Annotated in this window: 21 protein-coding genes; 13 read left to right on the forward strand and 8 right to left on the reverse strand. The window is 71.0% G+C overall.

Features of this window, described 5'->3' with window-relative positions; translation table 11 throughout:
• Positions 1-108: 108 nt before the first annotated feature.
• A complete protein-coding gene (locus OG331_RS29180) occupies positions 109-996 on the forward strand; it encodes a cellulose-binding protein (protein ID WP_406201573.1) in 888 nt (295 codons plus the stop codon).
• A 63-nt stretch (positions 997-1,059) separates the two neighbouring features.
• On the opposite strand, the gene OG331_RS29185 is transcribed toward OG331_RS29180, so the two are convergent.
• From OG331_RS29185 to OG331_RS29195, 3 genes are all read right to left on the reverse strand, one after another.
• Positions 1,060-2,670 (reverse strand): cation acetate symporter, encoded by a 1,611-nt coding sequence (locus OG331_RS29185; RefSeq protein WP_406201575.1) that lies wholly within the window; start codon positions 2,668-2,670, stop codon positions 1,060-1,062.
• Positions 2,667-3,119, reverse strand: a complete 453-nt coding sequence (locus tag OG331_RS29190) for a DUF485 domain-containing protein (protein WP_406201577.1) — start codon at positions 3,117-3,119, stop codon at positions 2,667-2,669. Before OG331_RS29190 ends, OG331_RS29185 begins: the two co-directional genes overlap by 4 nt.
• Positions 3,120-3,343: 224 nt before the next feature.
• Positions 3,344-3,850, reverse strand: a complete 507-nt coding sequence (locus OG331_RS29195) for a GNAT family N-acetyltransferase (protein ID WP_406201580.1) — start codon at positions 3,848-3,850, stop codon at positions 3,344-3,346.
• A 100-nt stretch (positions 3,851-3,950) separates the two neighbouring features.
• Here OG331_RS29195 and OG331_RS29200 point away from each other — a divergent pair, with 100 nt between their 5' ends.
• On the forward strand, positions 3,951-5,141 hold the full coding sequence (locus OG331_RS29200; protein WP_406201583.1) for an alpha/beta hydrolase family protein: 1,191 nt from the start codon (positions 3,951-3,953) through the stop codon (positions 5,139-5,141).
• On the opposite strand, the gene OG331_RS29205 is transcribed toward OG331_RS29200, so the two are convergent.
• Positions 5,103-6,662: an MFS transporter gene (locus OG331_RS29205; protein WP_406201586.1), complete on the reverse strand. Its 1,560-nt coding sequence runs from the start codon at positions 6,660-6,662 to the stop codon at positions 5,103-5,105. The genes OG331_RS29200 and OG331_RS29205 overlap by 39 nt on opposite strands.
• 432 nt (positions 6,663-7,094) lie before the next feature.
• On the opposite strand from OG331_RS29205, the gene OG331_RS29210 reads away from it, so the two are divergent.
• Positions 7,095-7,883, forward strand: a complete 789-nt coding sequence (locus OG331_RS29210; protein ID WP_406201589.1) for an ABC transporter ATP-binding protein — start codon at positions 7,095-7,097, stop codon at positions 7,881-7,883.
• Complete coding sequence (locus OG331_RS29215; protein WP_406201591.1) at positions 7,880-10,450, forward strand: ABC transporter permease; 2,571 nt, start codon at positions 7,880-7,882, stop codon at positions 10,448-10,450. Before OG331_RS29210 ends, OG331_RS29215 begins: the two co-directional genes overlap by 4 nt.
• A 100-nt stretch (positions 10,451-10,550) precedes the next feature.
• Here OG331_RS29215 and OG331_RS29220 read toward each other — a convergent pair whose 3' ends face one another.
• Positions 10,551-12,002, reverse strand: coding sequence for a DUF2079 domain-containing protein (locus OG331_RS29220; protein WP_406201593.1), 1,452 nt, complete (start codon positions 12,000-12,002; stop codon positions 10,551-10,553).
• A gap of 364 nt (positions 12,003-12,366) precedes the next feature.
• Between OG331_RS29220 and mfd the strand changes: the two genes are divergently transcribed.
• A complete protein-coding gene (gene mfd, locus OG331_RS29225; RefSeq protein ID WP_406201596.1) occupies positions 12,367-15,897 on the forward strand; it encodes a transcription-repair coupling factor in 3,531 nt (1,176 codons plus the stop codon).
• A gap of 118 nt (positions 15,898-16,015) precedes the next feature.
• On the opposite strand, the gene OG331_RS29230 is transcribed toward mfd, so the two are convergent.
• Positions 16,016-16,426 (reverse strand): SgcJ/EcaC family oxidoreductase, encoded by a 411-nt coding sequence (locus tag OG331_RS29230; protein WP_406201599.1) that lies wholly within the window; start codon positions 16,424-16,426, stop codon positions 16,016-16,018.
• 46 nt (positions 16,427-16,472) lie between these two features.
• The gene (locus OG331_RS29235) at positions 16,473-17,072 is read right to left on the reverse strand and encodes a TetR/AcrR family transcriptional regulator (RefSeq protein ID WP_406201601.1); all 600 of its coding nucleotides are present in this window, start codon (positions 17,070-17,072) and stop codon (positions 16,473-16,475) included.
• Positions 17,073-17,234: 162 nt separating this feature from the next.
• Here OG331_RS29235 and OG331_RS29240 point away from each other — a divergent pair, with 162 nt between their 5' ends.
• A complete protein-coding gene (locus OG331_RS29240; RefSeq protein WP_406201603.1) occupies positions 17,235-18,116 on the forward strand; it encodes an SCO6745 family protein in 882 nt (293 codons plus the stop codon).
• 173 nt (positions 18,117-18,289) lie between these two features.
• Here OG331_RS29240 and OG331_RS29245 read toward each other — a convergent pair whose 3' ends face one another.
• Entirely contained in the window at positions 18,290-18,475 is a 186-nt protein-coding gene (locus tag OG331_RS29245; RefSeq protein ID WP_406201606.1) for an Rv0909 family putative TA system antitoxin, read from the reverse strand.
• A gap of 193 nt (positions 18,476-18,668) precedes the next feature.
• Here OG331_RS29245 and OG331_RS29250 point away from each other — a divergent pair, with 193 nt between their 5' ends.
• The 7 genes from OG331_RS29250 to OG331_RS29280 all read left to right on the forward strand — a co-directional run bounded on the left by OG331_RS29250 (position 18,669) and on the right by OG331_RS29280 (position 25,974).
• A complete protein-coding gene (locus OG331_RS29250) occupies positions 18,669-19,436 on the forward strand; it encodes an HNH endonuclease family protein (RefSeq protein WP_406210346.1) in 768 nt (255 codons plus the stop codon).
• A 65-nt stretch (positions 19,437-19,501) separates the two neighbouring features.
• A complete protein-coding gene (locus OG331_RS29255; protein WP_406201608.1) occupies positions 19,502-20,245 on the forward strand; it encodes an N-acetyltransferase in 744 nt (247 codons plus the stop codon).
• A gap of 188 nt (positions 20,246-20,433) precedes the next feature.
• The gene (locus OG331_RS29260) at positions 20,434-21,084 is read left to right on the forward strand and encodes a hypothetical protein (protein WP_362384705.1); all 651 of its coding nucleotides are present in this window, start codon (positions 20,434-20,436) and stop codon (positions 21,082-21,084) included.
• A gap of 38 nt (positions 21,085-21,122) precedes the next feature.
• Positions 21,123-22,616, forward strand: a complete 1,494-nt coding sequence (locus OG331_RS29265; RefSeq protein WP_406210348.1) for a protein kinase domain-containing protein — start codon at positions 21,123-21,125, stop codon at positions 22,614-22,616.
• A 166-nt stretch (positions 22,617-22,782) separates the two neighbouring features.
• Entirely contained in the window at positions 22,783-23,427 is a 645-nt protein-coding gene (locus OG331_RS29270; RefSeq protein ID WP_363039650.1) for a SurA N-terminal domain-containing protein, read from the forward strand.
• A gap of 157 nt (positions 23,428-23,584) precedes the next feature.
• Positions 23,585-24,565: a nucleoside triphosphate pyrophosphohydrolase gene (locus OG331_RS29275; protein ID WP_406201610.1), complete on the forward strand. Its 981-nt coding sequence runs from the start codon at positions 23,585-23,587 to the stop codon at positions 24,563-24,565.
• Between the two features lie 119 nt (positions 24,566-24,684).
• Positions 24,685-25,974: a cytochrome P450 gene (locus OG331_RS29280; RefSeq protein ID WP_406201613.1), complete on the forward strand. Its 1,290-nt coding sequence runs from the start codon at positions 24,685-24,687 to the stop codon at positions 25,972-25,974.
• Positions 25,975-25,995 lie beyond the last annotated feature (21 nt).

Below are 25,995 nucleotides of genomic sequence, written 5' to 3' on the forward strand. Positions count from 1 at the left end.
TGCCGTGCCTCCTGCGCGGAGTGTCGCGTTATGAACGCTTCCGCCCGATACATCAAGATGTGCGCTAAATCATCATTTCGCATCCGTTCGGCGGAGAGGGGTTCAAGGATGAGCAGCGCACCGGTCCCGCTCTACGACTTCGTGGTCGTACGAGGGCGTGGCTACCGTCCCGAACAGGTCGACGCCTACATCGACGACCTGTTTCGCGACCGTGACGCCGCCTGGGAGCGGGCTGCCCGGCTCACCGTGCTCGCCAGGGAGATGGATGCGGAGGCGGAGCGGCTGCGGGAGGTGGTGGAGGAGCTCGACCCGCAGACGTACGAGGAACTCGGGCACCGGGCGTGGCGGCTGTTCGAGATGGTGCAGGAGGAGGCCGCGGCCGTGCGGGAGGGTGCGCGCAAGGAGGCGAAGCGGCTGATGGAGGAGGCTCAGACGTACGCGGACGAGGTGCGTGACGCCGCGCAGGCGCACGCCGATGCCGTGAGCGCCGAGGCCGAGGAGTGCGCCCGTCAGCGGTTGCTCACCGCGCGCGGTGAGGCGGGCGAGATCCGTATCGCCGCCCGGCGTGAGGTGAAGGAGGAGCGCGGGGAGGCGCTCGGCCCGATGCGCGAGGTGCGCCAGCGCACCAAGGTGTTGCTCGCCCAGCAGGCCAAGGAGCACGCCGAACGGGAGGCGGAGCTGGAGCGGGACACCGAGAAGGGGCTGGCCGCGGTGGCGGCGGCGGAGGAGGAGGGGGTGGCGCGGGCCGAGGCCGCGTTGGCCGAGGCTCAGCAGGAGCTCGCGGACGCGCGGACGTCGGCGAAGACCCTCCAGGAGGAGGCGCGGGTGCGTGCGGAGGAGGTGGTCGAGCAGGCCCGGCAGCGGGCGGAGGAGATCGCCCGGGACACGGAGCAGGTGCTGCGCGAGCACGGGGAGACGTGGGACGAGGTGCGGATGCAGATGGACCAGATGCGCAACAGCCTGTCGACGCTGGAGCGGCAGGCGGCCCTGGAGTGAAGCGGGGTCGGGATCCGGGGCGGACCCCCACCCCGACCCCGACCTCGGCTCCGTGAGACAGGCTCAGTTCCCCCTGCGTACCGCCCCCGCCAGAATCCACCCCTCGACGGCCTCGTACTGCCGCCGCTGTTCCTCCGACTTGTTCCGCCCCGACACGACCGTCCCCAGCCAGCCGAGGAGGAACCCGGCCGGAATCGACACGAGCCCGGGCGTCGTGAACGGGAACCAGTTGAAGTCGGCTTCGGGGAAGGCCGAGACCGGCGACCCGGAGACCAGATTGGTCCCCGGCATCATCACCAGCACGACCAGCGAACCGCCGATCAGCGTCCACAGCAGACCGGTCCGCGTGTACCGGCGCCAGAAGAGGCTGTAGACCAGGGCCGGGGCGATCGCCGAGGCGCCCAGTGTGAAGGACAGCGTCACCAGCGGCTGAAGGCTGCGGTGCTGGACCATCGTGGCCAGCACGATCGCCGGGACGCCCACCGCCAGCGCGGCCAGCCGGGCCACCATCATCTCGCGGCGCCCGGACAGCTCCCGCAGCCGGGTGGCGAACACGTCGTGGGCGAGGGAGTTGGCGCAGGCGAGGATCATGCCGGCGACCGAGGCGAGCACGGTCAGGAAGATGGCCGTGGTGACCGCCGTGAACAGCAGGGTCTCCGCGGTGGAGACCTCGGCGCCGAACGCGGCCCTGGAGCCCAGCAGATACGCCGTGTTGCCCTGCGGGTCCGCCCCGGCGATCACCTCACGCCCGATCAGTGCCGTCGCGCCGAAGCCGACCACCGTGATCACCAGCACGAACAGCGCCACGCTCGACACCGCCCACGACATGGAGCGGCGCACCTGACGGGCGCCCGACGCCGTGTACATGCGCATGGTGATGTGCGGCAGGACCCCACCGCCGAGGACGACCGCGAGCTGGGAGCTGATCATGTCGAGCCGGGGATACGAGCCGCCCGCGAACTGCAGACCCGACTGCAGGAACGCCGGGCCGACCCCGCTGCCGTCCGCCGCCGCGTTGAACAGCGCGCCCGGATCCCAGTCGAACCGGTCCAGCACCATGACGGCGACCACGGCGCCCGATCCGAGCAGCATCACCAGCTTCAGGATCTGGATGAGCGCGGTGCCCTTCATCCCGCCGATCGCCGCGTAGCTGATCATCAGCACGCCCAGGCCGACGATGCACCCCGTCTTCAGGGTGTCGCTCGAAAATCCGAGGATGAACGCCAGCAGCTGCCCGGTCCCGGCCAGCTGCACGAGCATCAGCGGCACCAGCGCGGCCAGCGTCACCGCGCAGGCCGCGATCCGTACGCTCCGCCCCGGCATCCGGCGCGCGAGCGCGTCGCCCATGGTGAACCGGCCTGCGTTGCGCAGGGGTTCGGCCAGCAGGAACATCAGCAGCATCAGCGACAGGGTGGTGCTCAGCGCCAGCACGATCCCGTCGTAACCGCACAGCGCGACCACACCGGTGGTCCCGAGCACGGTGGCCGCGCTGATGTAGTCGCCGCCGATCGCCAGGCCGTTGCGCATCGGGGACAGGGAACTGTAGCCCGTGTAGAACTCGTCGAGGTCGTCCCGGTCCGGGCCCGTCATCACGCACAGCAGCAGCGTGACGGTGGCCACCGCGCAGAAGGCGACCAGCGACATCGCCTGCGCGTTATCGCTGAATTCCGTCATCGCCACGTCTCCCTCTGCCCCGTGCCCCGCCTGTCCGTCTCCCGCTTGCCCGTCTCCCGCTTGGCGTCCACCTCTGCCTCCTTGCGGATGCGGTCCGCGAGCGGGTCGACGTAACGGCGGGCGGTGTGCTCGTACAGCCATATCGCCAGCCAGGTGACCGGCAGTTGGAGCAGCGCGAGCAGCAGGCCCGCGGGCAGGCCGTCGGTGACCGTGCCCGACATGAACCCGGGCGCGAAGGCGGACAGGATCAGGAAGAGCGTGAAGTAGCCGAGCGCGGTGAGCGTCGCCACACGCCGCTGCCAGCGGTACGCGGTGCGCAGGATCCGCAGGTCACGGTGGTGCCCGAGCGGTGGGTGATCGGGGGTTCGGTGCTGTGGGGGTGGGGGTGGTTGCGGCGGGTCGGGGGTTTGCCAGGGGTACCCGGCGTATGGGTCGTACGGGGAGGACATCCCGGTGCTCCTTGCGTGACTCGGGTCCGGTGCGGCGGACCGCAGGGAGTGTGGGGGGCGGGCGAGCCACGCACGTTACTTCGGAGTACCTACTGAACGCGAGGGTTTCTGCAAACTGAGTGGTCGGTACGCACTTCCTTCACCGAACCGTGTCTGACCTGGAGTGTTACCGCCGTTAACTCAGACTTTTGAGTCGCTGTGGGCTACAGCAGGCAACGACTGCGTCACTTCAGGTGAACCAGTGCGTCAGGCGAGAGCCGGTAGCGGATCCCGGGGCGGCCGTCGATGGTGACGTCCTCCACGGCGGTGAAGTCATTCCTCTCCAGGACGGTCCGGGAAGCGAGGTTGTCCAGGGTGGTCCTGGCGACCAGGGACGTCAGTCCGTACGCCGTCGCGGCCATCCGGCACGCCTGCGCCACCGCCGCCGTGGCGACGCCCTTGCCGGCCGCCCGTTCGCCGACGCGGTAGCCGAGTTCGGCGCAGCCGTCCTCGACGTCGATCAGGTTGACCCGCCCGACGATGTGCCCCTCGGCGTCCAGTATGAGATGGAAGTGGCAGATCCCGGCGTCCTGTTCGGCCAGCAGGGCCTGGTGCCTGGCGGCGAATCCGGCGGCTTCGAAGTACGCGTCGCCGCGGTCCGGGATCGTACGCGCGAAGTACTTCCGGTTCTCCGCCTCGAAGGCGAGAAGGGCGGGCGCGTGGTCGGCTCGCAGGCGTTCCAGGGTCAGCATGACGGCCAGGGTATGTGTCCGCCCGTGGTACCACCGGGCGTCCGGAGGAGGGGACTCCGGGTCGATGCCCGGTCAGGGGCCGCGGCCTAGCGTCGTGTGCATGAACCGATCACGCTTCTTGGCGGTCGCCGCGTCCGCCGTCCTCGCGCTCGGGCCCGCCCTGACCCTGCCCGCCGTCGCCGCGGGACCCGCCTCCGCCGCGCCCGCCTCCGCTGCCCTCACCGACTCCGCGGCCTCCACCACCCCCGCCGCGTCGGCCCGACTCCCGCGTCCCACCGGCCCGCACGCCGTCGGCCGCGACACCCTCCACCTCGTCGACCACGACCGACCGGACCCCTGGGTGCCGTCCGCCGGCGCCCGTCAGCTGATGGTGTCCATGTACTACCCCGCCCGCCCCGGCACGGGCGGACCGACGGCCCCCTACATGACCGCCGAAGAGGCCCGTCTGCTGCTGGAGTTGAGAATCCCGGACGCCACGGTTGCGCCGGAGACGATCAGCGGCGTTCGCACCTCGGCGCGCACCGAGGCCCGTCCGGCGCACGGCAGGTTCCCGCTCGTCGTGCTCTCGCCCGGGTTCACATTGCCGCGCGCGACCCTGACCGGTCTCGCCGAGGACCTCGCAAGCCGCGGATACGTCGTCGCGCTGGTCGACCACCCGTACGAGAACGCCGGTACGAGCCTCCCCGACGGGCAGACGCTGCCCTGCGCCATCTGCGACGAGTTCCCCTCGATCGGCGGTTCGACCGTTGCGAAGAGCCGTGCCGAGGACGTCTCGTTCGTGCTCGACCGGCTGACCGGGCGGCACCCTGCGTGGCGGTACGCGCGCGTGATCGACGCGAAGCGGATCGGCATGGCCGGGCACTCCATCGGTGGCAACGCCGCCGCCGCGACGATGGCCGCCGACGCGCGCGTGCGGGCCGGCGTGAACATGGACGGCACCTTCTTCGCCCCGGTACCCGCAGACGGGCTCGACGGCAGGCCCTTCCTGATGATCGGGGCCGAGAACAGGCCGCCGCAGGACGGGACCTGGGACCGGACCTGGGCCGACCTCGACGGCTGGAAGCGCTGGCTGACCTTCGCCGGAACCGACCACGGCTCCTTCACCGACGCACCCCTGCTCGGGGAACTCGTCGGCATCCCGGACACCGCGCCGCTGCCCTACGGGCGTTCGCTGGGCCTCACGCGCGCGTACGTCGCCGCGTTCTTCGACCAGCACCTGAAGGGCGTCCCGCAGACCGTCCTCGACGGGCCGTCACCGGCCTACCCCGAGGTCACCGTCCGTCGTCCGTGAGTCGTCCTCCTTCAGCACCGGGAACCGCCTCGGTGCCAGGAGCAACAGCATCAGGAAGGCCAGCGCCGCCGCAGCGGACGCCCCCAGATACACGGCGTGCACCGCGTCGGCGATGGCCCGTCTGGTCGCCTCCGGTGCCGCGCTGCCGGAATCCAGGGCCCGCGTCACCGAGTCCAGGTCGCTCGCCCCGCCGAGCCGTGACGCCAGCACCCCGTTGGCGACCGCGCCGAAGAGCGCCGCACCCAGCGTCTGCCCCGTCTGGCGGCAGAACAGCACCGACGCCGTCGTCGTGCCCCGCTCCGACCAGCCCACCGTCGACTGCACGCCCACGATCAGCGGCAGTTGGAACAACCCCAGCGCCGCACCCAGCAACAGCATCAGCAGCGTCGGCTGCCACGCCTGCCCGGGATACGGCAGGAACGGAAACGCCAGCAGGATCAGCGACGCCGTCCCGATCCCCAGCATCGCCGTGTTGCGGAAGCCGATCCTGCGGTACACGTGCTGGCTGAACGCCGCCGACACCGGCCAGCTCAACGTCCACACGGACAGCACGAATCCGGCCGCCACCGGCGCCAGACCGAGCACCGACTGGGCGTACGTCGGCAGGAACACCGTCGGCGCCACCATCAGCAGCCCCAGCGCGCCCAGCGCCAGATTCACCGCCGCGATCGTCCGGCGCCGCCACACCCACCCGGGGATGATCGGGTCGGCCGCCCGGCGCTCCACGATCACCACGACCACCGCGAGCGCAAGTCCCGTGGCGAACAAGGCGATCGACGGCACCGACAGCCACGGCCACGCCACCCCGCCCTGCACCAGCGCCGTCAGCAGCACGCCCCCGCACGCGAACACCGCCAGCGCGCCCGCCCAGTCGACACGCGCGCGCGTGGCCGTCGTATCCGCACCCGCGTCCTTGGCGCGCTGCGGCTCGTGCAGGTACCGCACGATCAGCCACAACGCCACCGCCCCGACGGGCAGGTTGATCAGGAAGATCCAGCGCCAGTCCGCGTACGCCGCCAGGACCCCGCCCACCCCGGGACCGGCCACTGCCGAAACCGCCCACACCGTCGACAGCTTGGACTGGATCTTCGGGCGTTCCTTGAGCGGGTACAGGTCGGCGGCCAGCGTCTGCACCGTCCCCTGAAGGGCCCCGCCGCCCAGCCCCTGCACGATCCGGAACGCGATCAGCGCCCCCATGTTCCAGGCCACCGCGCACAGCAGCGACCCCAGCAGGAACAGGGCCGCGCCCGCGATCAGCACCGGCTTGCGCCCGAAGGTGTCGGAGAGCTTGCCGTAGACCGGGAGGGTCACCGTCACGGCCAGCAGATAGCCGGAGAACAGCCAGGAGAACACGGAGAAGCCGCCGAGGTCGCCGACGATCTGCGGTACGGCGGTGGAGACGATGGTGGCGTCGAGTGCCGCCAGCGCCATCGCGAGCATCAGGGCCGCGACCACGGCTGACCGCTTCGGGGTTCCGGTGCGCTGTGCGGTGTCGCGTATCGCGGGTCTCGTACTGCCCACCGGGGTCCTCTCCTGTTGCTTTCCCCTTGCACCTATCTGCCGCCGAACAGCTTCCCACTTGACCCTCACGCGGCGGGAGGGTGGAGGCTCCATGGGTCCGAGGGAGGAGACAACCCCGAGACGCTCTCCATCGAAGGGTGGAGTGCCCCTAGGGGTACCTCCGTACCAGGGGTCGGGGAGGGTTCGTACCGGCGGAGGACGAGACGCCCCGGTGTCCGTCCTTAACCTGGCTTTACGCCGCTGGGGGGCGGCTCACCGAACCGGCGGGGGTGGGGTTTTCCCCCGCACAAGAGGGGGCTGGGCACCAGCGCGCCGGCCCCTCTCCCACGACGAGACTGACGGTCGTAGCAGTGACCGACCGTCGCAACGGTCTTCCTGATCCATCCGCTGAAGACAACTGATCCATCTGCTGACCGACATAGGAGACATACCGTGACATCGGCTGTGACCATTCCCAGGCACGGGGGTACTGGAGGGCGTACGGCCGTTGCCGCGCGGGCGCGGCAGGTCGTCAAGGCGTACGGATCGGGGGAGACCCGGGTCGTCGCGCTCGACCACGTCGACGTGGACATCGCGCGTGGCCAGTTCACCGCGATCATGGGCCCCTCGGGGTCCGGCAAGTCCACCCTGATGCACTGCCTCGCCGGGCTCGACACCGTCACCAGCGGCCAGATCCACCTCGACGAGACCGAGATCACCGGGCTGAAGGACAAGAAGCTCACGCAGTTGCGCCGCGACCGGATCGGCTTCATCTTCCAGGCGTTCAACCTGCTGCCGACGCTCAACGCCCTCGAGAACATCACGCTGCCCATGGACATCGCCGGCCGCAAGCCCGACCGGGCCTGGCTGGGGCGTGTCGTCGACACCGTGGGCCTGTCCGACCGGCTCAAGCACCGGCCCACCCAGCTCTCCGGCGGCCAGCAGCAGCGTGTCGCCGTCGCCCGTGCCCTCGCCGCACGGCCGGAGATCATCTTCGGTGACGAGCCGACCGGAAACCTCGACTCGCGCGCGGGCGCCGAAGTACTCGGCTTCCTGCGGCGGTCCGTCACCGAGCTCGGCCAGACCATCGTGATGGTCACGCACGACCCCGTCGCCGCCTCGTACGCGGACCGGGTGCTCTACCTCGCCGACGGGCGCATCGTCGACGAGATGTACAAGCCGACCGCCGAGGCCGTCCTGGACCGTATGAAGGACTTCGACGCCCGGGGACGTACGTCATGACCGTCCTGAAGACCTCGATGCGCAACTTCTTCGCGCACAAGGGGCGCATGGCCCTCTCGGCCGTGGCGGTGCTCCTGTCGGTCGCCTTCGTGTGCGGCACGCTCGTGTTCACCGACACGATGAACACCACCTTCGACAAGCTCTTCGCCGTCACCTCCTCCGACGTCACCGTCAGCCCCAAGGACGCCGAGGACGAGGACAACGGCGGCGGCACGGGCAAGCCCGTCTCGCTGGCCGCCTCCACCGTCGAGCAGGTCACGGCCGTCGACGGCGTCAGGAAGGCGGAGGGCGCGGTCGCCTCGACGAGCGTGACCGTCGTCAACTCCGAGAACAAGAACATGGGTTCCTCCACCGGCGCGCCCACCTTCGCCGGCAACTGGACCGAGAACGACAAGAAGTCCATGGAGATCACCTCCGGGCACGCCCCGCGCGGGCCCACCGAGGTCATGGTCGACGCGGACACCGCCGACAAGCACGACCTCAAGCTGGGCGACGAGTTGCGCACCATCGCCGCCACCGGCGACATCCGCGCGCGGATCGTCGGCATCGCCTCCTGGAAGGTCACCAACCCGGGCGCGGCCGTCGTCTACTTCGACACCGAGACCGCCCAGCGCACCCTGCTCGGCGCCACCGGCCGCTTCACTCAGGTCTCCGTCACCGCGGCGAACGGCGTGAGCGACGCGCAGCTCAAGCAGAACGTCGCACAGTCCCTGGACGGCGCGTACAAGGTCCAGACGGCCAAGGAGACCGCCGACGAGAACCGCAAGGACGTCAGCGCGTTCATGGACGTCATCAAGTACGCCATGCTCGGCTTCGCCGGGATCGCGTTCCTCGTCGGCATCTTCCTGATCATCAACACCTTCTCGATGCTGGTCGCCCAGCGCACCCGCGAGATCGGCCTGATGCGGGCGATCGGCTCCTCCCGCCGGCAGGTCAACCGGTCCGTCCTGGTGGAGGCGCTGCTGCTGGGCTTCGTCGGCTCCGTCCTCGGCGTGGCCGCCGGCGTCGGCATCGCGGTCGGCCTGATGAAGCTCATGTCGATGGCCGGCATGAACCTCTCCACCGACGACCTCACGGTCAAGGTCACGACCCCCGTGGTCGGTCTGATCCTCGGCGTCGTGGTGACGGTGCTGGCCGCCTACCTCCCGGCCCGCCGTGCCGGCAAGGTCTCCCCGATGGCCGCCCTGCGCGACGCCGGTACTCCGGCCGACGGCAAGGCGGGCTGGATCCGCGGCCTGGTCGGACTGGTCCTGACGGGCGCGGGCGTCTTCGCCCTCTACACGGCAGCCACCGCGGACAAGGCGAGCGACGGCGCGCTGATGCTGGGCGGCGGCGTGGTGCTGTCCCTGATCGGCTTCGTGGTCATCGGCCCGCTCCTCGCGGGCGTCGTGGTCCGCGTGATCAGCGCGGTGCTGCTGCGCGCCTTCGGCCCCGTCGGCCGCCTGGCCGCGCGCAACGCCCTGCGCAATCCGCGTCGTACCGGTGCCACGGGCGCCGCCCTGATGATCGGCCTCGCGCTGGTCGCCTGTCTGTCGGTGGTCGGCTCCTCGATGGTCGCCTCGGCGACGAGCGAGCTGGACAAGTCGGTGGGCGCGGACTTCATCGTCATGCCGCAACAGGGACTGATCGTGGCGCAGGCCGAGAAGGCCATGCAGCAGACGCCGGGCCTCGCCCACGTCACCCGCAACAAGGAGATCAAAGCCACCCTGACCTCGCCGGACGGCAAGACCGACGGCTCCGGGCTCACGGCCGCCGACCCGACGTACGCCGAGGACCTGCGCCGTGCGACCACTCAGGGCACCCTGTCCGCCGCCTACGGCAAGGACGCCATGTCGGTCGGCTCCGACTACGCCAAGAAGCACGGCGTGCGGGTCGGCGACACCATCACGGTCGCCTTCAAGGGCGGCGAGACGGCGAAGCTGAAGGTCGCGGCGATCACGAAGGACGACACCGCCTTCGACCAGGGCGCGCGCTACATCAGCATGGAGACCGTGCAGAAGTACCTGCCCGCCGACCTGATCCCGCAGAGCCAGATCATGTTCGGCAAGGCGAAGGAGGGCCAGGAGGAAGCGGCGTACGCGGCCCTGAAGAAGTCGCTGCACGACTACCCGCAGTACCAGGTCCGCGACCAGACCGACTACAAGGAGGAGCTGAAGGACCAGATGGGCCAGCTCCTGAACATGGTCTACGGCCTGCTCGCCCTGGCGATCATCGTCGCGGTCCTGGGCGTGGTGAACACCCTGGCCCTGTCGGTGGTGGAACGCACCCGTGAGATCGGCCTGATGCGCGCCATCGGCCTCTCCCGCCGCCAGCTGCGCCGCATGATCCGCATGGAGTCCGTGGTGATCGCCCTGTTCGGCGCCCTGCTGGGCCTCGGGCTCGGCATGGGCTGGGGCGCGACGGCCCAGCGGCTGCTCGCCCTGGAGGGCCTGAACGTTCTCGACATCCCGTGGCCGACGATCATCGGGGTCTTCATCGGCTCGGCCTTCGTGGGCCTGTTCGCGGCCCTGGTGCCGGCGTTCAGGGCGGGCCGGATGAACGTACTGAACGCGATCGCGACCGAATAGCCACCGCACACGGGGGTTGCGGGGGACGGGCCCGGTCCGAAGGCGACACCTTCGGACCGGGTCCGGACGTATGCGGGGGCGCCCCCTGCCGCGCCGGCCGCTATCCCGTGCGGCGTTCCAGGAGTACGACTCCGTAGGCGGTGCCCTTGACCGTGTACCGGGCGTCGGGGTGCAGGGTGCGGGCGTAGGCCTCGACATCGCGGTAGCGCTTGCGGGAGTTGTCGAGAGCGATGAAGTCCGGGTCTATGCCCTGTGTGTTGGTGACCCAGAAGACGCGGCAGCGTGAGGTGAGCCGGCTGATCGGGGCGATGTTCGCCTCGACGGAGGCGCCGTCCGGAACCGTGCCCAGGAGCCGTTCGATGGCGCTCACGCGCGCGGGCTTGCGATAGATCTCCCCCTCGGCCAGCGCCGACAGCGGCAGCGAGGTCGTCAGCGCGACCGAGGCCGCGGCGACGGCGGCCGGCAGGTGCTGGACGTACGACCGCAGCCACGCGCGCGTGCTGTGCCGGGCGGTGTCGAGGGCGTCGACGAGCGCGAGGGTGACGACGGGCATGAGGACGGCGCTGTAGTGCCAGTCGGTGCCCCAGTACTGCGAGTAGGAGGAGACGAAACGCCAGCCGATGGTGGGCAGGGCGATGAGCAGGATCGGGGACCGCAGCGCGAGCAGCCCGGTGGTGGGGACGAGCAGCCAGCACAGCGTGCGGAGCTTGGTGTCGAGACCGTCGAGGGGCCCGCCGCCACCGGACTCGCTCACCTTGTTCCAGTAGTCGTAGGTGCCGGCGGAGTTGAAGCTCGGTATGACCACGAGCAGCGTGAGAGCGACGGCCACCACGCCGAACACGGCGACGCCGAGCGCGTACCGGAACGCGCGCGGCGAGACGTGACGTGCCCGCCAGGCGACGACCAGGGCGAGGGCGGTGACGGTGAACCCCAGGTCCTCCTTCACGAGGACGAGCGGAACCGCCCACAGCAGAGCGGCGCGCCAGCGCTGCCCGAGCAGCGCCTCAAGGCTGAAGGCGATGAGGGGGACGGCGAAGCAGATCTCGTGGAAGTCGAAGTCGACTGCCTGCTGCAGCCCCCACGACAGCCCGTACGCGATGCCGATCGCGAGCCCCCGCCGCCGCCCGAGCAGCCGGGCCGCGGCGCGTGTGACGGGCACGGCGGACAGCGCGAACAGCGCCGCCTGCGCGACGAGCAGCGTCACGGACGAGGGGAAGACCCGGTATAACGGCGCCAGCAGCACGGTCACCGGGCTGAAGTGATCCCCCAGGATGTTGAACCCCGGTCCCTTCAGATCGGCGACGGGGGCCTGAAGATGCGCGTACGACCGGATGACCTGCTCGAATATCCCCAGATCCCACGACCGCTGCCCAAGATGCCGATAACGACCGACCGAGACGACCGCATACCCGACGAACAGCACGACAGCCAGCAGCCACGGATCACGCCGCCCGGGATCGGGCTGCGCGCGCCCCGGCTCGCGCGGGGCGGGCGCCGGTATGTGGGGGTCCGAGGAGGTGTCCCGGGTCGGGGAGGTGGCGGGGGTGGGCATGGGGGGACCCTACGTGGTGCGGGCGTTCGAGTATTCGCCCACCCGTACGAGTCGGTCACTTTCGGGTGCCGGTCCGGCCACTCCGGCCGGTCGGACGCGTGAGGCGCCGGTCCGCGCAATCCAGCCCGTCCGGCGTTTGAGGACGAGGCCCGTTCATGGCCGAAGCGGGGTCCGGGGCGGCAGCGCCGGCGGGGTCGAAGGGGCGGAGCCCCTTCACGACGTCACGTCAACGCCGGCGACCAGAGAACGGACGTTATCCACAGCCCCGGCACCCGCCCGCGCAGCGACGTACGCTGGAAGCCCCCGGCCCGCAACACGCGTCGGGCCCTTCGTGTTGCCCACCCAGGACGGAAAGCCCCCCTCCATGAGCCTGCACGGTCTGCTCGACGCCGTAGTCAAGGACACCGCCCTCGCGGAAGCGATCACGGCGGCCGCAGACGGCAACCGCATGCACGTCGACCTGGTCGGCCCCCCGGCGGCCCGCCCGTTCGCGATCGCCGCCCTCGCCCGCGAGACCGACCGCCCGGTCCTCGCGGTGACGGCGACGGGCCGGGAGGCCGAGGACCTCGCGGCAGCCCTGCGCTCCCTCCTCCCCCCGGAGGGCGTGGCGGAGTACCCGTCCTGGGAGACCCTCCCGCACGAGCGCCTCAGCCCCCGCAGCGACACCGTCGGACGCCGCCTCGCGGTCCTGCGCCGGCTCGCCCACCCCAGCACCGACGACCCCGAGACGGGCCCGGTCTCCGTGGTGGTGGCGCCCGTACGCTCCGTCCTCCAGCCGCAGGTCAAGGGCCTCGGCGACCTGGAACCGGTGGCCCTGAGGACCGGCCGGACCGCCGACCTGAACGCGGTCGTGGACGCCCTCGCGGCAGCCGCTTACGCGCGCGTGGAGCTCGTCGAGAAGCGCGGTGAGTTCGCCGTCCGAGGCGGCATCCTGGATGTCTTCCCGCCCACCGAGGAACACCCTCTGCGCGTCGAGTTCTGGGGCGACGACATCGAGGAGATCCGCTACTTCAAGGTCGCCGACCAGCGCTCCCTCGAAGTCGCCGAGCACGGCCTGTGGGCCCCGCCCTGCCGTGAGCTCCTCCTCACCGACGACGTGCGCGCACGCGCGCGTGCCCTCGCCGAACAGCACCCTGAGCTCGGCGAACTGCTCGGCAAGATCGCCGAGGGCATCGCGGTCGAGGGCATGGAGTCCCTCGCCCCCGTCCTCGTCGACGACATGGAGCTGCTGCTCGACGTCCTGCCCAAGGGCGCCATGGCGGTCGTATGCGACCCGGAGCGGGTGCGCACGCGTGCCGCCGACCTCGTGGCGACGAGTCAGGAGTTCCTCCAGGCGTCCTGGGCCGCCACGGCCGGCGGCGGCGAGGCGCCCATCGACGTCGACGCGGCCTCCCTGTGGTCCATCGCGGACGTCCGCGACCGGGCGCGCGAGCTGGAGATGATGTGGTGGTCGGTGTCGCCGTTCGCGGCGGATCTCCTCCAGGAGGCCGACACCCTCAAGCTCGGCATGCACGCGCCGGAGACCTACCGCGGCGACACCGCGAAGGCCCTCGCCGACACCAAGGGCTGGCTCGCCGACGGCTGGCGCACGGTCTTCGTGACCGAGGCGCACGGCCCCGCGGCCCGCACGGTCGAGGTGCTCGGCGGCGAGGGCGTGGCGGCCCGCCTGGAGGCCGACCTCGGGGAGATCTCCCCGTCGGTCGTCCATGTCGCCTGCGGCTCGATCGACTACGGCTTCGTGGACCCGGCGCTCCGGCTGGCCGTCCTGACCGAGACCGACCTGACCGGGCAGAAGGCGGCCGGCAAGGACGGCGCCCGCATGCCCGCCCGCCGCCGCAAGACGATCGACCCGCTCACCCTGGAGGCGGGCGACTACATCGTCCACGAGCAGCACGGCGTCGGCCGCTACATCGAGATGGTGCAGCGGACCGTACAGGGCGCCACGCGCGAGTACCTCGTCGTGGAGTACGCCCCCGCCAAGCGCGGCCAGCCCGGCGACCGGCTGTACATCCCCACCGACCAGCTGGAGCAGATCACCAAGTACGTCGGCGGCGAGGCCCCCACCCTGCACCGCCTGGGCGGCGCCGACTGGACGAAGACCAAGGCACGGGCCAAGAAGGCAGTCAAGGAGATCGCGGCCGACCTGATCAAGCTCTACAGCGCGCGCATGGCGGCCCCCGGGCACGCCTTCGGCTCCGACACCCCCTGGCAGCGCGAGCTGGAGGACGCCTTCCCGTACGCCGAGACCCCCGACCAGCTGACGACCATCGCCGAGGTCAAGGAGGACATGGAGAAGTCGGTCCCGATGGACCGCCTGATCTGCGGCGACGTCGGCTACGGCAAGACGGAGATCGCGGTCCGCGCCGCCTTCAAGGCGGTCCAGGACGGCAAGCAGGTGGCCGTACTGGTCCCCACGACCCTGCTGGTGCAGCAGCACTTCGGGACGTTCTCCGAGCGCTACTCGCAGTTCCCGGTCAACACCCGGGCCCTGTCCCGCTTCCAGAGCGACACCGAGGCGAAGGCAACCCTGGAGGCGCTGCGCGAGGGCTCCGTCGACATCGTCATCGGCACGCACCGGCTGTTCTCGTCGGAGACCAAGTTCAAGGACCTGGGCCTGGTCATCGTCGACGAGGAGCAGCGCTTCGGCGTCGAGCACAAGGAACAGCTGAAGAAGCTGCGCGCGAACGTCGACGTCCTGACGATGTCCGCGACCCCGATCCCGAGGACCCTGGAGATGGCGGTCACGGGCATCCGCGAGATGTCGACGATCACGACACCCCCCGAGGAGCGGCACCCGGTCCTGACCTTCGTCGGCCCGTACGAGGAGAAGCAGATCGGCGCCGCGATCCGCCGTGAACTGCTGCGCGAGGGCCAGGTCTTCTACATCCACAACCGGGTCGAGTCGATCGACCGGGCAGCCGCACGCCTGCGCGAGATCGTCCCGGAAGCCCGTATCGCGACGGCACACGGCCAGATGTCGGAGCAGTCGCTGGAGCAGGTCGTCGTCGACTTCTGGGAGAAGAAGTTCGACGTACTCGTCTCGACGACGATCGTCGAGTCCGGCATCGACATCTCCAACGCCAACACCCTGATCGTGGAGCGCGGCGACAACTTCGGCCTGTCCCAGCTGCACCAGCTGCGCGGCCGTGTCGGGCGTGGGCGCGAGCGCGGGTACGCGTACTTCCTGTACCCGCCGGAGAAGCCGCTGACCGAGACCGCCCACGAGCGCCTCGCCACCATCGCCCAGCACACGGAGATGGGCGCGGGCATGTACGTCGCCATGAAGGACCTGGAGATCCGAGGCGCGGGCAACCTCCTCGGCGGCGAGCAGTCCGGGCACATCGCCGGCGTCGGCTTCGACCTGTACGTCCGTATGGTCGGCGAGGCCGTCGCGGACTACCGGGCGTCCCTGGAAGGCGGCGTCGAGGAGGAGCCTCCGCTCGAGGTCAAGATCGAGCTCCCCGTCGACGCCCACGTCCCGCACGACTACGCACCCGGCGAGCGCCTCCGCCTCCAGGCGTACCGCGCCATCGCCTCCGCCAACACGGAGGAGGACGTCAAGTCCGTACGCGAGGAACTCGTCGACCGCTACGGCAAGTTGCCCGAGCCCGTCGAGAACCTCCTCCTCGTGGCAGGCCTGCGCATGCTGGCCCGCGCGTGCGGCGTCGGCGAGATCGTCCTACAGGGCACCAACATCCGCTTCGCCCCCGTGGAGCTGCGCGAGTCCCAGGAACTCAGGGTCAAGCGCCTGTACCCCGGCACCGTCATCAAGCCGGCGGCGCACCAGCTGCTGGTCCCACGCCCGAAGACGGCGAAGGTGGGCGGAAAGCCGCTGGTCGGGCGGGAGTTGCTGGGATGGGTCGGAGAGTTCCTGGCGTCGATTCTGGGGTCCTGAACGGGGCGGTCCCGGGATGGTGAGCGGGGCGTCCCGGGATCGGGAGCGGGGCGTCCCGGGATCGTGAGCCCGGCGATCTCAGGGGCGTGAGCGGGCGGTCGGCGGGCGCGGTCGGGTCCTAGTCGGCCCGCACCTCGGTGTTCTGGCAGGCGTGCAGCAGCCACCGTCCGTCGTCCTGCTTGGTCATGACGTACAGCGGGGCGCCCTCCGTGTCGCCGCTCGGTGAGTGGTACACCTGCCGGACCTTGACGGCCGCCACGTCGGGCCGCAGGAACTGCGCGTGCGCCACCTCGTAGGTGACCTCGCCGTCCCAGGTGGCGGCGGGCAGCACGGCGCGGGTGAACTCGGCGATGGCGTCGAAGCCGATGAGGACCTTGCCGTGAGCGGTCGTCCACAGGGCGTCGGGGTGGAAGAGGGCGAGAAAGCCTTCGGCGTCCTTGGCGCGCTGGGTGCGCTCGACGGTGGCGACGACGTCGGCGATGGCCTTGATGTCGGCTGCTTCAGCTGTGTCGGCTGTTTCGGTGGTCATGCCGATCACTCTGGGACCTCAAGCGGACTTCAGGTCAAGCGTCGGCTCAGGACTCGCTCACGGGCAGGCTTTCGAACAGCATCGCCGCCAGCGTCCGGAACACCTCCTCCGGATCCTTGTCGCCGACCGGGCCGTCCAGGTTGTGGCTGAGGAGCAGCGTGGCGAAGCCGTGGGCCAGGGACCAGGCGGCAACTCCGGCCAGGCGGGCGTCGATGCCACGGTCCTCGGGGACGACGGTGGAGACGGCGCCTCGCAGGGCGTCGCCGGCGAGGGCGCGGGCCGTGGTCAGCTCCAGGTCGTCGGCGCGGAGCAGCTCGGGCGTGAACATCACCTGGAAGTGCGCGGGGTGCTCGCGCGCGAAGCGGACGTAGCGCACACCCGCGTCCCTCAGGTTCGCGGTCTCGAAGAGCGCGGTGGCCAGCAGCCCGAATCCTTCGGCGGCGATCGCCGTGAGCAGGCCGGTGCGGTCCCGGAAGTGGTGGGCGGGCGCCGCGTGCGAGACGCCGGCCCGGCGGGCGAGATCGCGCAGACTCACAGCCGACGGGCCGTCGGCGGCGATGGCGTCCAGCGCGGCGGTGAGGAGGGCTCGACGCAGGTCGCCGTGGTGGTAGGGGCGGCGGGGGGACGGCTGTTGCGCGGGTGTCATGGGTGGCAGCGTACGCGGAATCTAGGCGGCGACAAGTTTCTGCGATCTAGGCATTGACAAGTTCTGGTTGGGTGGGCAATCTAGTCATTGTCAAGTTATGAGTCGCGGGGGGTCGAGGGTCCGCGGCTTCGGGGTTCGGGCTTTGTGCTGAGGGGACGCGTGATGGTGAAGCACGAGGGCGGTCTGGAGTCGACTCGGGTACGTCAGCTCTGGCATCTGCTGGAGCCGCTGCACGCGGTGCTGTACTACGCGCCGGAGGTCTTCGAGGAGGCGGTCGCGCTCGGCTATGACGCGAAGGATCGCTGGCCCAGCTACTTCCCGTACCGGGCCGCGCCGTTGGGAGCGGTGGGCGCGGAGCGCGTCGCGTCCGCCTTCTACAGCTTCGATCCGCGCATGGTCGCCGAAAACATCGAGCCCGCGTGGAAGATCGCGAGTCCTGAGGCCCTGTTGCAGGCCAGGGTGCGAGGGATCGACCGGGCCTACCGCGCGATATTCGGCGCCCGTACGGACAGCCCCGAGCTGGCGGAAGCCGCGGCTCTCGCCCGCCGTGCCGCCGAGGCGGCGAACACCGCGGGCCGCCCGCTCGCCGCGGCCAACGCCGCCCTGGACTGGCCTGAGGCTCCGCACCTCCAGCTCTGGCACGCGGCGACGATCCTGCGCGAACACCGGGGCGACGGCCACATAGCCGCGCTGCTGGTGGCCGGCCTCGATCCCGTCGAGTCGCTGGTGTCGTTCGCCGCGATAGGTGCCGCATCCGTCGAGCGTTTCGAAAGCCGTGGCTGGAGCCGTGCGGAATGGGCCTCCGCCCGTGACCGCCTGACCGCCCGAGGTCTGGTCGGCGCCGACGGGACGGCCACGGCGGCAGGTCGCGAACTGCGTCGCACCGTCGAGGAGCGGACCGACCAACTCGCCGCCGTGCCCTGGCAGTCGCTCACGGTGGACGAGGTCGACCGCCTCGCTGCCCTGCTCGGCGAGTTCTGGGTGGCGGTGCTGTCCTCCGGGCTGCTGCCGACGGAGACGACGCTGGGGATCGGGAAGGTCTGACGGCCTGCCCGGACGGAACGGGCTGAGCCGGTTCGGCTCGGCTGGATCGGCCCGACTCGATCGGCCCGACTCGTTTGGCTCGCACCGCCGGACATCGCGAAGCCGCCCGCGGGGAGTTGGCTCTCCGCGGACGGCCCTGTTCTCAAGGTGGTCCGCTCCGTGGGCCCTGGGCCCTACGGCTGCTCGGGCGGCCGGTCGCGATCCATGCCCATTCCGCGCTCCATCCGTTGCTGCGCGTCATCGACCTGGCTCTCGTACTTGTTGCCCGTCTTCTCGTTCGCCTTCCGTTCCGCGGTGTCGGACATGTCCTTGGCCTTGTCCTGCGCGTGACGGTTCTTGAACTTGTCGAAGATGCCCATGCAGAGCTCCTTCCCGAGGTGACTCACCACCGACGATACGCCCGGGTTGCGAAGTATGCCCGCCTGGCCCGGAGGTGGTCTGGACCTCTCGAATGCCGCCGTGCGCCGGGTCGCTACCGTGTGCACGACGGTGTACCGGGGAAGGCCGCCTGTGCGGGGCGGCAACGGGCGGCAGGGGAGGGGACGCATCGTGATGCGTCGAAGGGGCGGGGCGGCGAGCGCCGCGGCGATGCTCGGCATGGTGCTGGTGTTGGCGGGGTGCGAGAACGTCGATCTGTCCGTGGACGACGAGCCCTCCGGCTCCGCCCCGGCCGCGGGCACCGGCCGGGCAGTGAGCCCACTGGACAACCCGGACGGCACGAAAGCGGGGCTCGCGCCCCTCACCTCGGACGCCGACCGGGCCGAGGCACGGGCCCTGATCGAGAAGGTCGCGACCAAGGGCCGCGGTCCGAAGACGGGCTATGACCGCGACGAGTTCGGCTACGCCTGGATGGACTCGGCCCCGGGCGGCATCCCGTTCTCCCGCAACGGTTGCGACACCCGCAACGACCTCCTCAAGCGCGACGGCGAGGAGGTCCGGTTCCGGTCCGGCTCCGACTGCGTCGTGGCCTCCATGACCCTGGACGACCCGTACACGGGCCGGACGATCGAGTGGGCCAAGTCCCGTGCCACGACCGTACAGATCGACCACGTCATGCCGCTGTCGTACGACTGGCAGATGGGCGCCTCCCGTTGGCCGAAGGGCAAACGCCAGGACATCGCCAACGACCCCCTCAACCTCATACCGGTCGACGGCCCGGCCAACAGCTCCAAGGGCGACTCCGGCCCCGCGTCCTGGCTGCCCCCGAACAAGCGGATCCGCTGCTCGTACGCGGTGCGTTTCGCCCAGGTCTCGCTGAAGTACGAACTCCCGGTGACGACCGCCGACAAGGAGATGATGCTGAACCAGTGCGGCGGGTGACGCCCTGGTCCGCCCCCCCGAAAACGGCTTCCCGGTGCGGGCGTCCCACGCCTACGGTGACCGGCATGGAGCTGAAGATATCGAGCCTCGCAGAACGCCCCGAGATGCTCGATCGGGTCATGGAAATGCCGGACACCTGGCACCAGTTCACGACCCAGGACCCGGTGGGCAACGCCCACTACGGCCGGATCCCGCGCGAACTCCCGCAGTACGCGCTGTTCGCCGAGGACGAGCGCGGCGAGGTCGTCGCCCATGCCTACAGCGTCCCGTTCGCCCTCGCCGCCGAGGGGCGTGGCCGGCTGCCCGCCCGCGGCTGGGACGAGGTGCTCGTGTGGGCCTTCGCCGACCTGCGTGCCGGCGTCCGCCCCGACACGGTCAGCGCCATCTCCGTCGTCATCGCCCCGCACGCCCAGGGCGGTGGCCTGTCCGCGCGGATGCTCTCCGCGATGCGCGACAACGCCCGGGCCCACGGCTTCAGCGAGGTCGTCGCCCCGGTCCGCCCCAGCGCCAAGCACCTCGAACCGCACACCCCCATCGAGGAGTACGCCCACCGCGTGCGCCCCGACGGCCTGCCGCACGACCCGTGGCTCCGTGTCCATGCCCGCGCAGGCGCCACCATCGACTCGATCGCCCCGGCCTCCATGACCGTCGCCGGCTCCCTTGAGCAGTGGCGCAGCTGGACCGGGCTGCCCTTCGACACGGCGGGCGACATCGAGGTGCCGGGCGCGCTGGTGCCGGTGCGCTGCGAGCCGGAGCGGGGGCACGCGGTGTACGTGGAGCCCAACGTGTGGATGCGGCACCCGCTGTGAGCCGGAAGCGGGGCCTCCGCGACCTCGACCGTCGTACGAAGTGATCAGCTCGGCAACGGTTCGGTACAACCGGTGACCGTATGTCGGTGTCGGCCTATACGCTCGAAGCGACAATCGCACGACCGAGGTTGCCCCGCACCGGGCAGGACCGGTCGACCGTACGCCCACTTCAGGCATCAGGAGCAGCCATGCAAGGCCACGGCTACACGCAGCCGGTGAAGCAGCCGCCGCCCACCGGGTGGCTGGTCTTCCTGCGCCTGCTGTTCGTCGTGGTCTCGGTGCTGAGCTTCGGCCTGCTGACGTGGACGATGATGCTGCGGCTGGCCATCGTGACCCGCAAGCCCCTCGACTGGGGCCTGTTCGCGGCATCGATCGTGGTGGAATTCCTCAGCCTGTACATGATCGGCTCCGAGCCCGGCGACGAGATCCACACCGCGGGCGGCTGGACGGGCCTCCTGCTCCTCCTGGGCGGCCTCGTCGCCGCGATCGCGTACTACCTCTCCGCGGACATACGCCACTTCCACCAGCTCCGCTTCCCTGGCTACACCCAGCGGCCCTCCGTCCCGGCCCAGTCCTACGGCTATCCGCAGGCCGGGTCGCCGTACACCGCCACGACGGTGTCGCAGTCGGCGCCGATACCCGGGACGCCGATACCCCAGGCACCGGGCCCTCAGACCCCGACATCCCAGACGCCGATGCCCCGGACCCCCGTCCCGCCGCCCCCGCAGCGCCCCGCGCCCGCGCGCATCGACCAGGTCCGCGCCGAGCTCGACGAGCTCAGTGACTACCTGCGCAAGCACGACGGCCGCCAGGACGGCAACCATGAGGGCGACAGGTGACCGTGACGACAGGACGTGTCGTCGCCGACCGCTATGAACTGTCCGCGCTCATCGGTCAGGGCGGCATGGGACAGGTCTGGACGGCGTACGACCAGCGGCTCGACCGGCGCGTTGCCGTGAAACTGCTGCGCCCCGACAAGGTGGCCGGGCAGGAGGCGGGCGAACTGCGCCGCCGGTTCGAGCGCGAGTGCCGGGTCACCGCGCAGGTCGACCACCCCGGGCTCGTCACCGTCCACGACGCGGGCAGCGAGGGCGAGGAGCTGTTCCTCGTCATGCAGTACGTCGACGGCGTCGACCTCGCCGGCCATCTCGCCGAGCACGACCCCTACCCCTGGCAGTGGGCCGTGGCGGTCGCCGCGCAACTGTGCGCCGTACTGAGCGCGGTGCACGCCGTGCCGATCGTCCACCGCGACCTCAAGCCGCGCAACGTGATGGTGAAGCAGGACGGCACGGTCACCGTCCTCGACCTCGGCGTCGCCTCCGTCATGGACGCCGACACCACCCGCCTCACCCACACCGGCACCCCCATCGGCTCGCCCGCCTACATGGCCCCCGAGCAGGCGATGGGCGGCGCGGTCGGCCCGTACACCGACCTGTACGCGCTCGGTGTGGTCCTGCACGAACTCCTCAGCGGCGACGTGCCGTTCTCCGGGTCGACCGCGCTCGGCGTGCTGCACCGGCACCTGTACGAGCCGCCGCTGCCCGTGCGCCGTATCCGTCCCGAGGTCCCCGAAGCACTCGAAGCCCTGGTCCTGCGCCTGCTCACCAAGGACCCGCAGCACCGCCCCGCCTCCGCGCAGGAGGTGTACGAGGACCTGGCGCCGCTCCTGCCCGCGCGCGGGACGCCCACCGGCTCGCCCCTCGACCCCACGCGCCCCTTCCTGCGCCCGCACGCACCCTGGCCGGACCGCGCCCGCACCCCCGCGCCCCAGCCCGCCCCGGCCACACCCGACCCACCCGCCGCCGACAAGCCGGACGTCGCGCGCGCCGTCGACGAGGTCAAGCGCCTCCTCGGCGAGGGCCGTATCACCCAGGCCGTCGACATCCTCGGCTCGATCCTGCCCGCCGCCGCCGAACAGCACGGCGAGCACTCCCCGGTGGTGCGCACCCTGCGCAAGCAGTACGCGGCCACGCTCATGGACGACGGCCAGTACCGGCGCGCGCTGCCCGAACTGCGCCGCCTCGCCGACGAGCGCGCCGCCGAGGCCGGCCAGGCCGACCCGCAGTCCCTGCGCTTCCGCTACGACGCCGCCCAGTGCCTGGAACAGCTCGGCGAACCGGCGGCCGCGCTCGCGGAGTACCGCCGGCTGCTGCCGTACTACGAGAACCAGTACGTCTCCGGCGACCCCCAGCTCGCCCACGACGTCCGCCGCCGCATCGGCCACCTCCTGCTCGCCCTCGGCGACCGCCCCGCCGCCCACGACACCCTGGCCCGACTGCTGCACGACGTGGAGCGCCTGCACGGCCCCGGCCACCCGCTCGCGACGGACGTACGGCGGACGCTGCAGTGGCTGGGGCAGGTGCGCGGCTAGTCCCAGTCCGGCCGCCCCGGCGCCGGTGGGCCGGGCGGGGGTGCTTCGGTGCCCGAAGTCCTGGCGAATCGTTGGTCGAATGGGTTGGCCAGAGCTTGCCCACTGCCTACCATCGATCACCGCAAGACTTTGTGCACCGCCGCACAAGCTCCCTCAGGAGGTCTCCTTGCACCGCCGCCGTCGTACCGCGCTCCTTCTCTCCGCCGCGATCGCCGCGGCGCCCCTGCTGACCGCCTGCGGAAGCGACGCGCATCCCGGTGCGGCGGCCGTCGTCGGGGGCCAGCGGATCACCGTCGCGCAGCTGGAGAACCGGGTCGGCGAGGTACGCGCAGCACAGCGCGAGGCTGTCCCCGACGACGCCCAGTACGCGCAGGTCATCGCCAAGTCCGGCACCCTCCCGCGGGACGTCCTGCACACCATGGTTCTCGACCAGGTACTGCACCGGGCCGCCCAGGACGCGGGCGTGACCGTCACCCGCAAGGAGCTCCAGGAAATGCGCGGCGGCCTGGAGAAGCAGGTCGGCGGCGCCAAGGCGCTGGAGACGGCCTGGCTCCAGCAGTACGGCATCCCGCCGCAGCGCCTCGACGAGAACCTCCGCCTCCAGCTCGAGGCCCAGAAACTCGCCACCTCCCTCGGCACCGACACCGGCAAGCCTGCGTTCTGGAACGCCCTGGCCGAGGCGTCCAAGAAGCTCGACATCGACCTCAACCCGCGCTACGGCACCTGGGACGTCCAGAAGAGCGGCCGGGCGGACGCGAAGACGCCGTGGGTGCGCGAGGTGACGGCGACGGGGACGCAGCAGACGGCGTAGCGACAGGGGCCGCCGCCGTCATGTGAACAGGCGCGGGGAGCCGCCGCCGCAGCCGACCTGTGAACACCCGGGGGCGGATCCACCTCCCCCCGGCCTGTGGACTACTTGCCTGTGGATAACTCGGGGGGCCGTCGGCGACGTGGGTTACGTTCGGATCGTGAACGCAACCAGTCCCGAAGCCGCCCCCGGCCGCATCGTCCTGCTCACCACCAGCCACCGTGTCGCACCCGGCCTGCTGTCCTGGCCCGCCTGGCAGGCGCTGCACGCGGCCGACCGTGTGCTGTGTGCGGACGGCGCGCACCCCCAGCTGCCGTATCTGCGCGAGGCAGGCATAGCGGTCGACGAGGCCGCCCCGACCGCCGAGCAGCTGATCGACGCATGCGGCGGCGGCCGCACGGTCGTGGTCGTGGCGACGGGCGAGGGCGAGCCGGCCCTGACGGACGGCCTGGCACGCCTCGCGGGCTCCGGACGTGTCAGCATGCCGGACCTGGAACTGCTCCCCGCCTCCTACGACCTGCCCGGCGCCCGCCTCCTCGACCTCGTCCAGGTCATGGACCGCATCCGCGTCGAGTGCCCGTGGTCCTCCCAGCAGACCCACAAGGGCCTGGCGAAGTACGGGATCGAGGAGGCCTACGAACTCGTCGAGGCGATCGAGGACGGCGACCGCGACGAACTCCGCGAGGAGCTGGGCGACGTTCTGCTGCAGGTCGTCTTCCACGCCCGTATAGCCGAGGAGGACCCGGAGTCCCCCTTCTCCATCGACGACGTGGCCGGCGGCATCGTCACCAAGCTCATCCACCGCCACCCGCACGTCTTCGGCGACGAGACGGCGACGACCCCCGAGGAAGTAAAGGAGCACTGGCTGCGCACGAAGGCGACGGAGAAGCAGCGTGAGTCGGTGACGGACGGGGTCCCGCTCGGCCAGCCGGGCCTGGCGCTGGCCGCGAAGCTGGCGTCCCGGGTGCGTACGGCGGGCCTGGAGGTACCGCTGCCGACGGGGGACGGCCTCGGCTACGAGCTCCTCGCGATGGCGGTCCGCGCGGAGGCCGCCGGGGTGGACCCGGAGGCGGCCCTGAGGGTCGCGGCTCGGACCTACCGGGATGCCGTGCGGGCCGCCGAGGGGGTGTCCCCTCAGTAGGGAGCGGGGCCGGAACAGGCAGCGGGAGCCGGGGCGGCAACGGTTGGCGGGGAGCGGAGGTCGGACTGGCGGCGGTTGGCGGGGACCAGGCGCCGGACCGGCAGCGATACCGTCAAGGAGTGACCAACCAGCCCACCCCCACCGGCACCACCCCCGGACCCCCCGGACCCCCCGACCTCTTCACCTGGGAGTTCGCGACCGACCCCTACCCCGCCTACGCCTGGCTCCGCGAGCACGCCCCGGTCCATCGGACCCGGCTGCCCAGCGGTGTGGAGGCCTGGCTGGTCACCCGGTACGCCGATGCCAAGCAGACGCTCGCGGACAACCGGCTCTCCAAGAACCCGGCCCACCACGACGAGCCCGCGCACGCCAAGGGCAAGACCGGTATCCCCGGTGAGCGCAAGGCCGAGCTCATGACGCATCTGCTCAACATCGACCCGCCGGACCACACCAGGCTGCGCAGGCTGGTCTCCAAGGCGTTCACGCCTCGCAGGGTCGCCGAGTTCGCGGCCCGGGTGCAGGAGCTCACGGACCACCTGATCGACCAGTTCGCGGCGAAGGGGAGCGCCGACCTCATCCACGAGTTCGCCTTCCCGCTCCCCATCTACGCCATCTGCGACCTGCTCGGCGTCCCCCGCGAGGACCAGGACGACTTCCGGGACTGGGCGGGCATGATGATCCGCCACCAGGGCGGCCCCCGCGGCGGTGTCGCGCGGTCGGTGAAGAAGATGCGTGGCTATCTGGCCGACCTCATCCACCGCAAGCGGGAAGCCCTGCCCGAGGAGCCCACGCCCGGTGAGGACCTCATCTCCGGTCTCATCCGGGCTTCCGACCACGGAGAGCACCTCACGGAGAACGAGGCCGCGGCGATGGCCTTTATCCTCCTGTTTGCCGGTTTTGAGACGACCGTGAACCTGATCGGCAACGGCGTCTACGCGCTGCTCACGCACCCCGAGCAGCGCGCCCGCCTGCAGGCGTCCCTCGCCGCCGAGGAGACCGGCCTCCTCGAAACCGGCGTGGAGGAACTCCTGCGCTACGACGGCCCCGTAGAGCTCGCCACCTGGCGCTTCGCCACCGAGCCGCTCACCATCGGCGGGCAGGACATCGGGGCCGGTGACCCCGTTCTCGTCGTCCTGGCCGCCGCCGACCGGGACCCGGAGCGGTTCGCCGACCCCGATGTCCTCGACCTCGGCCGCCGGGACAACCAGCACCTCGGCTACGGCCACGGCATCCACTACTGCCTCGGCGCCCCGCTGGCCCGTCTGGAGGGTCAGACCGCCCTCGCCACGCTCCTCACCCGACTCCCGGATCTCCGACTCGCCGTGGACCCGGGGGAGTTGAGGTGGCGCGGAGGTCTCATCATGCGAGGGCTGCGCACACTTCCGGTGGATTTCACACCAGTTGAGTGAGTGCGTCCACCTCGTCAAACG

The organism is Streptomyces sp. NBC_01017, from assembly GCF_045162795.1.
GTDB classification, from domain to species: Bacteria; Actinomycetota; Actinomycetes; order Streptomycetales; family Streptomycetaceae; genus Streptomyces; species Streptomyces machairae.

Bases quoted from the DNA above. Each gene is read 5' to 3' on its own strand.
- OG331_RS29180 (WP_406201573.1), top strand. From the start codon at position 109: ATGAGCAGCGCACCGGTCCCGCTCTACGACTTCGTGGTCGTACGAGGG.
- OG331_RS29185 (WP_406201575.1), bottom strand. From the start codon at position 2,670: ATGACGGAATTCAGCGATAACGCGCAGGCGATGTCGCTGGTCGCCTTC.
- OG331_RS29190 (WP_406201577.1), bottom strand. From the start codon at position 3,119: ATGTCCTCCCCGTACGACCCATACGCCGGGTACCCCTGGCAAACCCCC.
- OG331_RS29195 (WP_406201580.1), bottom strand. From the start codon at position 3,850: ATGCTGACCCTGGAACGCCTGCGAGCCGACCACGCGCCCGCCCTTCTC.
- OG331_RS29200 (WP_406201583.1), top strand. From the start codon at position 3,951: ATGAACCGATCACGCTTCTTGGCGGTCGCCGCGTCCGCCGTCCTCGCG.
- OG331_RS29215 (WP_406201591.1), top strand. From the start codon at position 7,880: ATGACCGTCCTGAAGACCTCGATGCGCAACTTCTTCGCGCACAAGGGG.
- OG331_RS29220 (WP_406201593.1), bottom strand. From the start codon at position 12,002: ATGCCCACCCCCGCCACCTCCCCGACCCGGGACACCTCCTCGGACCCC.
- mfd (WP_406201596.1), top strand. From the start codon at position 12,367: ATGAGCCTGCACGGTCTGCTCGACGCCGTAGTCAAGGACACCGCCCTC.
- OG331_RS29230 (WP_406201599.1), bottom strand. From the start codon at position 16,426: ATGACCACCGAAACAGCCGACACAGCTGAAGCAGCCGACATCAAGGCC.
- OG331_RS29235 (WP_406201601.1), bottom strand. From the start codon at position 17,072: ATGACACCCGCGCAACAGCCGTCCCCCCGCCGCCCCTACCACCACGGC.
- OG331_RS29240 (WP_406201603.1), top strand. From the start codon at position 17,235: ATGGTGAAGCACGAGGGCGGTCTGGAGTCGACTCGGGTACGTCAGCTC.
- OG331_RS29245 (WP_406201606.1), bottom strand. From the start codon at position 18,475: ATGGGCATCTTCGACAAGTTCAAGAACCGTCACGCGCAGGACAAGGCC.
- OG331_RS29250 (WP_406210346.1), top strand. From the start codon at position 18,669: ATGCGTCGAAGGGGCGGGGCGGCGAGCGCCGCGGCGATGCTCGGCATG.
- OG331_RS29255 (WP_406201608.1), top strand. From the start codon at position 19,502: ATGGAGCTGAAGATATCGAGCCTCGCAGAACGCCCCGAGATGCTCGAT.
- OG331_RS29260 (WP_362384705.1), top strand. From the start codon at position 20,434: ATGCAAGGCCACGGCTACACGCAGCCGGTGAAGCAGCCGCCGCCCACC.